Source organism: Roseinatronobacter sp. (assembly GCF_051859525.1).
Lineage (GTDB): Bacteria > Pseudomonadota > Alphaproteobacteria > Rhodobacterales > Rhodobacteraceae > Roseinatronobacter.
Window position 1 is genome coordinate 1 of sequence record NZ_JBHYFM010000023.1, and the last position, 10186, is coordinate 10186.

The window sequence follows — 10186 nt, forward strand, 5'->3', positions numbered from 1 at the left end:
TGACGGTTCGCAGGCGGGTGGCGCTGACTTTCGCGGCGGCCAGCGCGCTTTCGGCCAAGGCATCGGCCAGAATGACCTTCGCGCCCAGTTCCTCTTTCGCCCCTTCCAGAAGTTCGGACACTTCATACATGCCGTAGTCGATTTCAGGACCGAAGCACACAGCGCGGTTTTGCGGGATCGTCCACGGGGTTGTGGTCCAGATAACGACTGAGGCTTCACTTAGAAGGTCTCGGATGGTTGTTGCGCCCTCTGGACCAGACATAGAAGCGCCCGAACCCACAATTCGAGCTTGCTGAACCTTCGTCACCGGAAACTTCACCCAGATCGTGTGGCTGGTATGCTCGTGATACTCCACCTCCGCCTCGGCCAGCGCGGTTTTCTCCACGGGCGACCACATCACGGGCTTTGACCCTTGATACAGCGTGCCGTTCATCAGCAGTTTCATGAACTCATCCGCGATCACGGCCTCGGCGTGGTAATCCATCGTCAGATAGGGCTTGTCCCATTTTCCGGTGATGCCAAGGCGTTTGAATTCCTCGCGCTGGATGTCGATCCAGCCTTCGGCGAAGCGGCGGCATTCCTGACGGAAATCGACAATGCCGACCTTGTCCTTGTCCAGCCCTGCGGCGCGGTATTGTTCCTCGATCTTCCATTCGATGGGCAGGCCGTGGCAATCCCAGCCCGGCACATAGCGCGCATCGCGCCCCAGCATCTGCTGGGACCGCACCACCATGTCCTTCAGCACCTTGTTCAGCGCGTGGCCGATATGCAGGTGGCCATTGGCATAGGGGGGGCCGTCATGCAGGATGAAGGGCTTGCGGCCCTGCGCGCTGTCGCGCAGGCGGTCATAGATGCCCAGCCGTTCCCAGCGTGCCAGCCATTCGGGTTCACGCGCGGGCAGGCCTGCGCGCATGGGAAATTCGGTCTGCGGCAGGAACAGCGTGTCTTTATAGTCGGGGGTGTCGGTCATTTTCGGATACCTTGCGAATTGGGAAAACATGCAGGCGCCAAAGGGAACCCGGCACTCCGGGCGCGTCAGAGTGCCGGGACGCTAATTCGCTGAATGATCCATGGTCCGAACATGGGGCGCCTTATAGGTGGCATGTCGCGCAGCGTCCAGAGGGCGAAATGCTTGATGCGTGCGTGAAGCTGCGATAGCCCTGTCAATTGGCCCAAATCATAAGGATACCCCCCATGCTGATGCCCTTTCATTTCGCCTATCATGTGCGTGACCTTGATGAAGCGCGCGCCTTCTACGGCGGCGTTCTGGGCTGCGCGGAAGGGCGCAGCACGGACACTTGGGTGGATTTCGATTTCTTCGGCCACCAGATCAGCCTGCATCGCGGCGAACCCTTCGCCAATGCGCCCACGGGCCGCGTGGGCGATCATATGGTGCCCATGCCGCATTTCGGGCTGGTGCTGGATGTCGCGCGGTTTCGCACCCTTGCAGACCGGCTGAGCGCAGCGGGGGTGGAGTTCATCATCCCGCCCAGCCTGCGGTTCGAAGGACAACCGGGCGAGCAGTGGACCATGTTTTTCCGCGACCCGTCCGGCAACCCGATCGAGGTGAAGGGCTTTGCCGACACATCGGGTATTTTCGCCGCCTGAGGGGCGGGCTGACGCCATATTTCACGCGCTACACATGCGCCGGATCTGCCTGAATTCCCTGCATGGATGGCGGCGGAAACTACCGAACCGGCGCAAGTTTTCCGTGCGATTTCAGCTTGTCGGGCGGGTTCTGCCCTTACGCTGCGGGTTGACTCCTTAACAGGGCTGGTGTCCATTAACGGTATTGGGCCGCGCGGTTCCTTGCGGAATTCCAGCGCAAAGTCCCAAAGACACGCGACTTGAGATCGCAAATCCTTGGAGGTACGAATGAACAAGATTTTCACAGCAGGGGTGTTGACCGCTGGCGCGCTGATGGGCAGCGCCGCGATGGCACAGCAGACCTTTATTTCCATCGGCACCGGCGGTGTGACGGGCGTTTACTATCCTGCGGGCGGGTCGATCTGCCGTCTGGTCAATGCAGGGCGCGCGGAACATGGTATCCGCTGCGGCGTGGAATCGACCGGCGGGTCGATCTTCAACATCAACGCGCTACGCTCGGGCGAACTGGAATTCGGCGTCGCGCAGTCGGACTGGCAGTTCCACGCCTATAACGGCAGCTCCAGCTTCGAAGAAGATGGCCCGCATGAAGACCTGCGCGCCGTCTTCTCGTTGCACCCCGAACCCTTCACTGTGGTTGCACGCAGCGATTCCGGCATTTCCAGCTTCGATGATCTGGCCGGCAAGCGCGTCAATATCGGCAACCCCGGTTCCGGCCAGCGCGGCACAATGGAAGTTGTGATGGACGCCATGGGCTGGGATATGGACACATTCGCTGTCGTGTCCGAATTGCAGGCGGGCGAGCAGGCACAGGCGATGTGCGACAACAATATCGACGCCATCGTCTACACTGTCGGCCACCCCTCGGGTGCCATTCAGGAAGCGACGACCGCCTGTGACACGGTTCTGGTGAATGCCGATAACGACACCATCCGCGCGCTGGTCGATGACCGCGACTATTACCGCATGGCGACCATTCCGGGCGGCATGTATCGCGGGTCCGATGACGATGTGACCACCTTCGGTGTGGGCGCAACCTTCGTGACGTCGGCCAATGTGCCCGAAGAAGTGGTGTATGAAGTGACCAAGGCCATTTTTGAAGGCATGGACACCTTCCGTGGCCTGCACCCTGCATTTGAAAATCTGGTCCCCGAAGAAATGGTCAGCGACGGTCTGTCTGCACCCCTGCATGACGGTGCTGCGCGCTATTTCCGCGAAGCGGGCCTGATCGACTAAGCCATAAATCAGGTGCGGGCCGGTCACGGCCCGCACCCCGGTTTGCCCGTCAGGGCCATCCGGACCACAGGGTCCGGACATTTCCAAACATAAATCACATACATCTCAGGGGGTTTGGTCATGGCGGAACGGGAACGCAAATTCAGTGATTCCGAACTTCAGGATCTGGTTGCCAGCACGGATTCGGGGGCACGCAACCCCAGAAACCGCGCCGTCGCATTGCTGATTTCCGGCGTTGCGCTGGTCTGGTCGCTGTTCCAGTTGTGGATTGCCGACCCGCAATTCTCGCTTGCGCCCAAGATACCGGGACTCAGCATTATCGGGTCCGACCAGACACGCCCGCTGCACCTGACATTCGCCCTGTTTCTGGCCTTTCTGGCCTATCCTGCGTTCAAATCCTCGCCGCGCGACCGGGTGCCGCTGTTTGACTGGCTTCTGGCCTTCGTGGCGGCAGGGTCTGCGTTCTATGTCTTCTGGTTCTCGCGCGAGATTTCGCGCACGGCACGGCAGGGCCGGCTGGAACAATGGCAACTGGACTGGAACATTCTTGGCTGGCAGATTGATGTGATCTATCCGCAGGTCATTATCGGGTCGATCGGTCTGGTTTTGTTGCTGGAAGCGTCGCGCCGTGCCCTTGGCCCTGCGCTGACCATCGTGGGCTCGGTCTTTCTGGCCTATTCCTATTTCGGCACCGGCTGGCTGATCCCTGAACTGATTGAGCATTCGGGCCGGTCCTTCAACGGGATCATCAACACCCAATGGTATGACACCAATGTGGGCGTGTTCGGGATTCCGCTGGGGGTGTCAACGGCGTTTGTGTTCCTGTTTGTGCTGTTCGGCTCGCTTCTGGACAAGGCGGGGGCAGGCAATTATTTCATCAAGATGGCGTTTGCGGGCCTTGGCCATTTGCGTGGCGGCCCTGCGAAAGCGGCCGTGGTGGGGTCTGGTGCGACCGGTCTGATCTCCGGCTCCTCCATCGCGAATGTTGTGACCACCGGCACATTCACCATTCCCCTGATGAAGCGCGTGGGCTTTTCATCGGAAAAGGCGGGCGCGGTCGAGGTGTCGAGTTCCGTCAACGGCCAGATCATGCCACCCGTCATGGGCGCAGCGGCGTTTCTGATGGTCGAGTTCGTGGGCATCTCCTATCTGGAAGTGATCAAGCACGCGTTCATTCCGGCGGTCATTTCCTATATTGCGCTGATCTATATCGTGCATCTGGAAGCGCTGAAATCGGGCATGAAGGCGCTTGGCCCGTCGCGCAGTCTGACGCAGATGTTCCTGAAAGTCTTTGCCGGTTTCGTGATTGCGGGGCTGGGCTTTTACGCAGTGGTTGCGGGGGTCAACGGGCTGCGCGCTGTGGCGCCGGGCATATCCGACAGCGTGACCATGGCGGTTGTTCTGGCCGTGTATCTGGGGGCCATCTATATTGCGGCGCAGCGTCCTGAACTGGAAATGGACGACCCCAATGCCGAAGAAATCAAGATGCCGGTCATGAAGGACGTGGTTCCCACGGGCCTGCATTACCTGCTGCCGATTCTGGTGCTGATCTGGTTCCTGATGGTAGAACGCCAATCGCCCGCAAAATCCGCATTCTTTGCGGTGGCGATGATGCTGTTCATCATCATCACCCAACGCCCGCTGAAGGCGCTGTTTCGCCGCTCGGGCGATGTGATGGAACAGGCGCGCGCAGGTTTCGGCGACCTGATCGAGGGGTTGATCGCGGGGGCGCGCAACATGATCGGGATCGGTGTGGCGACCGCTGCCGCAGGTATCATCGTGGGCACGGTCACCCGCACGCCCATTGGCACGGAACTGGCGGGGCTGGTCGAATTTCTGGCGCTGGGCAATCTGTTCCTGATGCTGCTGCTGGTCGGGGCGTTTTCGCTGATCCTTGGTCTGGGCCTGCCGACCACGGCAAATTACATCGTGGTGTCGTCGCTTATGGCGTCTGTGGTGGTCAGCCTTGGGGCGCAGGAAGGGCTGCTTATTCCGCTGATCGCGGCGCATTTGTTCGTCTTCTATTTCGGGCTGATGGCCGATGTGACCCCGCCTGTGGGGCTGGCCAGTTTCGCGGCCTCGGCGGTGTCGGGGGGCGATCCCATCCAGACGGGCTTTCAGGCGTTTTTCTACAGCCTGCGTACGCTGGCGCTGCCGTTCCTGTTTATCTATAACCCCACGCTGATCCTGTATGGCGTGGATCTGGGCACGACAGCGGGCATATTGCAGGCGGCGTTCATCTTCGTGGTGGCGACAATCGCGATGCTGCTGTTTGCGGCGGCCACACAGGGCTATTTCCTTGCGCGGTCCAAATGGCACGAATCTGCCGCGCTGTTGCTGGTGGCGTTCACACTGTTTGTGCCGAATTTCTGGCTGGACCGCGTGCAGCCCGAATTCAACCGCCTGCCCGGCACGGAATTTGAACAGGTCTTGCGTGACCTGCCCGCGGGCAGCGAGTTGCGCATCGAGATCGAGGGGCCGGACTTTTCAACCGGACAGACCCGCAGCCTGACATTGTCGCTGCCGGTGGATGACACGCCGCCCGATCAGCGCATGGACGCGACCGGATTCCTGCTGATGCCCGCAGAGGACGGCGTTGCCATGGACGAGCCGATGTTCGGCACACCGTTCCAGACGGCCTTGCAGGATTTCGATTTCTACGCGCCCGACCCTGTGGAACTGGTCGCGGTGCTGCGCCCTGCGGACAGGATGCCTGCACAGCTGTTCTTCATTCCGGCGCTGCTGCTGCTTTTGGGGGTTATCCTGCTGCAACGGCGCCGGCAGACGCAACCGGCCTTCTAGGCCGCATCACCAAGGGGAACGCCGATGGCCATGAAGATCCTGCTGCCCATAGACATGTCGCACCCTGCATCATGGGTCAAACCCATGGGCGAGGCGCAGAAAATGCTGCGCGATGGCGGCGAATTGCATGTCGTCAGTGTCCTGCCCGATTTTGGCCTGTCCATGGTGGGCGCGTTTTTCCAGAAGGGCTTTGAACAAGCCGCGCTTTTGCAATTCACCGAGGCCATGCGCAAATGGGTGCGCGACAATGTGCCCGGCTCCATCGATGTGCACCCGCATGTGTTGCATGGAAATATCTATGACGAAATCCTGCGCGCGGCCGACAAGCTGGATGTGGATGTCATTGTCATGGCCGCCCACCGGCCGGAAGCGCGCGACTATCTGCTTGGCCCCAATGCCGCGCGGGTGGTGCGCCATGCAAAACAATCGGTCTATGTGGTGCGCGACTAGGCGGTGCGCCACGCGCGGCTATGGCCGCATTAAACATAATCCCAGCATATTCCCGCCGACCGATTTGCATCCTGTAACCATGGCCCCTAGCTAAAGGTCAGCGCGTGGCATTCGTGCCGCGCACTGTCCATGAAACAGGAGATTGTAATGAGCTTGAAAAAATTCCTCGCCTCGACTGCGCTGGCTGCAACAATGGCAACCGCACCGGTGCTTGTGCCTGCTGCCATGGCCCAGGACCAGATCGATGGCGCAGCCATCGCAGCCGATAGTGACATGGTTGATGCGTTCATTCAGGCCGCGCTGGCCGTGAATGAGGTGCGCGAAGGCTACATGGCCCAGATCGAGGCCGAGGCAGACCAGAACGCACAGATGGAAATGCTGGAAGCGGCTGACGCAGCCATGCTGCAAGCCGTGGAAGAAAGCCCCGGCATCACGCTGGACGAATATATCGCGATCGCCAACGCTGCCGCAGAAGATCCCGAACTTGCCGCACAGATCGACGCCCGCTTTACCGAAGCGCATATGGGCGGCTGATCCCCTGCCTTGGGGCATGTCGCGTTCGCTCATTTACACGCGACATGCTCCAGCTTATTGGTTTTGCATGTTCAAGAAGCTCAGAACCGGGTTCCCGCTTTTGAGCATCATGCACCAGGCACAGGTATAAAAAACGGGCGGGATGACAGTGATCATCCCGCCCGAATTTTTTGCCGCAATGCGCAATCAGCGTTCGATTGTCACACGCTCCATCCGGTCGGGGGTGCCGACAACGGCCCCGTTTCCGCCAGTGCCGCGCTTGATGTCATCCAGAACGTCAAACCCGTCCATCATCTGGCCCACCACTGTGTATTGCCCGTTCAAATGGGGCGCAGGGGCAAACATGATGAAAAACTGGCTGTTGGCGCTGTCGGGGCTTTGGGACCGCGCCATGCCGATCACACCACGTTCAAACGGGTGGTCTGTGAATTCGGCGCGCAGATTGGGCAGGTCCGACCCGCCAGTGCCCCAACGCCGCGCATTGGCGTCATCTGTGCCATGTTCCACATCGCCGGTCTGGGCCATGAACCCGTCAATCACGCGGTGAAACACCACACCGTCATAATCGCCACGTTCGGCCAGTGTCACAATGCGTTCGACATGGTTGGGGGCCAGATCATCGCGCAGCGCGATGCGGATTTCACCATTCGCCTGACCCGCGACATCAATCACCATGACAGGGCCGGAATGGTCTGCGGGCACGGATGTGTCGGCATTGGCGCGCATCAGGTTGTGATAGGACGCGCCCAGAATACCCACCCCCACGGCAAACAGACCCGCAAAAAGCAGTTTATCACGCATCGGCAGCCACCTTGACGCTGATCATCTTGTCAGGGGTCGCAGGCGGTTCGCCACGGGTGATGGCATCGACATGTTCCATGCCGGAAATCACGCGGCCATAGACGGTGTATTGACGGTTCAGGAAATGGTTGTCGCCAAAGTTGATGAAGAACTGGCTGTTGGCACTGTCGGGGTTTTGCGAACGCGCCGCACCCAATGTCCCGCGGTCATGGGGCACGCCGGAAAACTCTGCCTTCAGGTTGGGCAGGTCCGATCCGCCGGTGCCTGCGCGGCGCAGGTCGAAATCCTTTTCGGTATTGCCGTTGGCCACATCGCCTGTCTGGGCCATGAACCCGTCAATGACGCGGTGGAATACGACATTGTCATAGGCCCCCGCGCGCGCAAGTTCCTTCATGCGTGCGCAATGGCCCGGTGCCACATCCGGCAGCAGCTCGATTGTGACAGTGCCGTTTTTCAACTCCATCAGGATGGTGTTTTCGGGGTCTTTGATCTCGGCCATCTGGCGCTCCTTCTGATCTGTTCTTGTGTGCAACCTAATGTGTCTTTAGCCCAAGGAAAAGCCCTGCCGTTTGGCCGCACGAAGACATGCGTTCTGCCGCCAATGGCCTAAGCGCCATTGACCCGCCCCCCCCTTTCACGCCAGATAGCGCCAAGTTGAACGAAGGGGATGCGCAACAATGGCTTTCAAGACGCTGGACGATTTCGATTTCGCAGGCAAGACCGCGCTGGTGCGGGTGGATATCAATGTCCCCCTGAAGGACGGGGTGGTCACCGATGCCACCCGCATCGAGCGCATCCTGCCCACCATCACCCATATCACCGGCGCAGGCGGCAAGGCCGTTCTGCTGGCGCATTTCGGCCGCCCGAAAGGTGCGCCCGATCCGGCCATGTCGCTGTCGCTGGTGCGCCCCGCGCTGGAAAAAGCGCTTGGGGCGCCTGTTGCCTTTGCCGAAAACTGTATCGGCATTCCCGCCAAGAAGGCCGTGTCCGAATTGCAGGGCGGGGGTGTTTTGTTGCTGGAAAACACCCGTTTCCATGCGGGCGAGGAAAGCAATGACCGCATGATGGCCGCAGGGCTGGCGGCGTTGGGGGATATATTCGTCAATGACGCCTTTTCGGCGGCGCATCGGGCGCATGCCTCGACCGAAGGGCTTGCGCAACTGCTGCCATCCTGCGCGGGCCGCCTGATGGAGGCCGAGTTGAAAGCGCTGGATGCGGCCCTTGGCACCCCCGAACGCCCTGTTGCGGCCATTGTGGGCGGCGCGAAAGTGTCCACCAAACTGGACCTGCTGGCCAACCTGATTGGCCGCGTCGACCATCTGGTGATTGGCGGGGGCATGGCCAATACCTTTCTGGTGGCGCAGGGGCACGACATCGGCACGTCACTGGCGGAACGCGACATGGCCGACACCGCGCGCGACATTCTGGCCAAGGCACAGGACGCGGGCTGCACCATCCATCTGCCACAGGACATTGTGATCGCGCGCGAATTTGCCGCAGGGGCCGCGCATGAGATCCTACCCGCCGATCAATGCCCCGATGATGCGATGATCCTTGATGCAGGGCCGCAGACCGTCGCGCATATATCGGAGTTGTTCGCGCAGTGCCGCACATTGGTCTGGAACGGGCCGCTTGGCGCATTTGAAATCCCGCCCTTCGATGCCGCGACCAATGCCTGCGCCGCCGAGGCGGCACGGCTGACGCGCGAGCACGGGCTGATTTCCGTGGCCGGTGGCGGTGACACGGTATCGGCGCTGAACAAGGCCGGTGCGGCAGATGATTTCACCTATATATCGACCGCGGGCGGCGCGTTTCTGGAATGGATGGAAGGCAAGACCCTGCCCGGCGTCGCCGCACTGGAAGATGACTAGAGCATGTTGCGCAAAAGTGGGAACCGGTTTTGAGCTTCGCGAACATGCAAAACCAATAAGTCAGAGTATGTCGCGTGAATACGAATGACTGCGACATACTCCAGGGTATAACAAGGACTCGGCATGGAATATCTGATCTGGATAGGGGCGCTGATCTCGGTTGCGGGCATCGCCGGACTGGGCTGGTGCATCATGTATGTGATGAAGCTGCGCAAATCGGGGCTGGATGACGCCACGATGCGCGCCCGCATGCAAAAGGCGGTCATCGTGAATTTTGCGGCGCTTGGTGTGTCGACACTGGGCCTGATGATGGTGGTTCTTGGCGTCTTTCTGGGCTAGGCCATGCGTAAGGGGATTCACAAAGCCTGCCTGATATGACATATTTGCTTTGGCCGGATTATAACAACAACCACCGGCGAGAGCAGGCAGACCAGATATGAAGAACCCACGCCCCGCCATAGGCGCCTTTTTCTACTTCGGAACCGCCAGTGTTCTGGCGATCTATTTCACCTTTGCGGCTGTGCAGGGGGGGTACGGGTTGTTCAACCGCGTCCAGATCGATGCGGAGATCGCCGAACTTCGACAACGCCGTGATGCGCTTGCGGTCGAGCTGGCCGAGATGGAAAACCGGACATTGCGCCTGTCCGACGGGTTTCTGGATCTGGACCTGCTGGACGAACGCGCCCGCAATGTGCTGGGCCTTGTGCGCCCCGACGAGATTGTCATTCGCTGAACGCGCGGAATGATGCGGCAAGGTGGCGGACGTTGACCGGATGCCCAGGCGCGGGATCAAGGGCGCAGCCCGCCGCGCCATCGGTGGGCCGTCCCGCGGCCTGCCGATTACGCTGATGGCAGGCCAAGCCTTTGAAGTCAGGAATATGCAGCCT

11 protein-coding genes are annotated in these 10186 nt (G+C 60.3%); 8 read left to right on the plus strand and 3 right to left on the minus strand.

The genetic code is table 11. The features are described 5' to 3' along the window. Positions 1-970: class I tRNA ligase family protein (locus tag ACTIE1_RS13690; RefSeq protein WP_439563445.1), on the minus strand; the 970-nt coding region annotated here is incomplete at its 3' end. A 224-nt stretch (positions 971-1194) separates the two neighbouring features. Between ACTIE1_RS13690 and ACTIE1_RS13695 the strand changes: the two genes are divergently transcribed. The 5 genes from ACTIE1_RS13695 (at position 1195) to ACTIE1_RS13715 (ending at position 6627) form a co-directional block, all read left to right on the plus strand. Further along, a complete protein-coding gene (locus ACTIE1_RS13695; RefSeq protein ID WP_439560752.1) occupies positions 1195-1608 on the plus strand; it encodes a VOC family protein in 414 nt (137 codons plus the stop codon). Positions 1609-1875: 267 nt separating this feature from the next. After that, positions 1876-2841, plus strand: coding sequence for a TAXI family TRAP transporter solute-binding subunit (locus tag ACTIE1_RS13700; protein ID WP_439560753.1), 966 nt, complete (start codon positions 1876-1878; stop codon positions 2839-2841). 120 nt (positions 2842-2961) lie between these two features. Then, the gene (locus tag ACTIE1_RS13705; RefSeq protein WP_439560754.1) at positions 2962-5643 is read left to right on the plus strand and encodes a TRAP transporter permease; all 2682 of its coding nucleotides are present in this window, start codon (positions 2962-2964) and stop codon (positions 5641-5643) included. A 24-nt stretch (positions 5644-5667) separates the two neighbouring features. Continuing rightward, the gene (locus ACTIE1_RS13710) at positions 5668-6093 is read left to right on the plus strand and encodes a universal stress protein (RefSeq protein WP_439560755.1); all 426 of its coding nucleotides are present in this window, start codon (positions 5668-5670) and stop codon (positions 6091-6093) included. A 147-nt stretch (positions 6094-6240) separates the two neighbouring features. Beyond that, entirely contained in the window at positions 6241-6627 is a 387-nt protein-coding gene (locus tag ACTIE1_RS13715; protein ID WP_439560756.1) for a DUF4168 domain-containing protein, read from the plus strand. Positions 6628-6813: 186 nt separating this feature from the next. Here the strand turns inward: ACTIE1_RS13715 and ACTIE1_RS13720 are convergent, their stop codons facing one another. Further along, positions 6814-7428, minus strand: a complete 615-nt coding sequence (locus ACTIE1_RS13720; RefSeq protein WP_439560757.1) for a peptidylprolyl isomerase — start codon at positions 7426-7428, stop codon at positions 6814-6816. Then, on the minus strand, positions 7421-7927 hold the full coding sequence (locus ACTIE1_RS13725) for a peptidylprolyl isomerase (RefSeq protein ID WP_439560758.1): 507 nt from the start codon (positions 7925-7927) through the stop codon (positions 7421-7423). Before ACTIE1_RS13725 ends, ACTIE1_RS13720 begins: the two co-directional genes overlap by 8 nt. Positions 7928-8105: 178 nt before the next feature. Between ACTIE1_RS13725 and ACTIE1_RS13730 the strand changes: the two genes are divergently transcribed. From ACTIE1_RS13730 to ACTIE1_RS13740, 3 genes are all read left to right on the plus strand, one after another. Next, the gene (locus ACTIE1_RS13730) at positions 8106-9299 is read left to right on the plus strand and encodes a phosphoglycerate kinase (protein ID WP_439560759.1); all 1194 of its coding nucleotides are present in this window, start codon (positions 8106-8108) and stop codon (positions 9297-9299) included. Between the two features lie 123 nt (positions 9300-9422). After that, complete coding sequence (locus tag ACTIE1_RS13735) at positions 9423-9638, plus strand: hypothetical protein (RefSeq protein ID WP_439560760.1); 216 nt, start codon at positions 9423-9425, stop codon at positions 9636-9638. 97 nt (positions 9639-9735) lie between these two features. Continuing rightward, complete coding sequence (locus ACTIE1_RS13740; RefSeq protein ID WP_439560761.1) at positions 9736-10032, plus strand: FtsB family cell division protein; 297 nt, start codon at positions 9736-9738, stop codon at positions 10030-10032. The last annotated feature ends 154 nt before the right edge of the window (positions 10033-10186 follow it).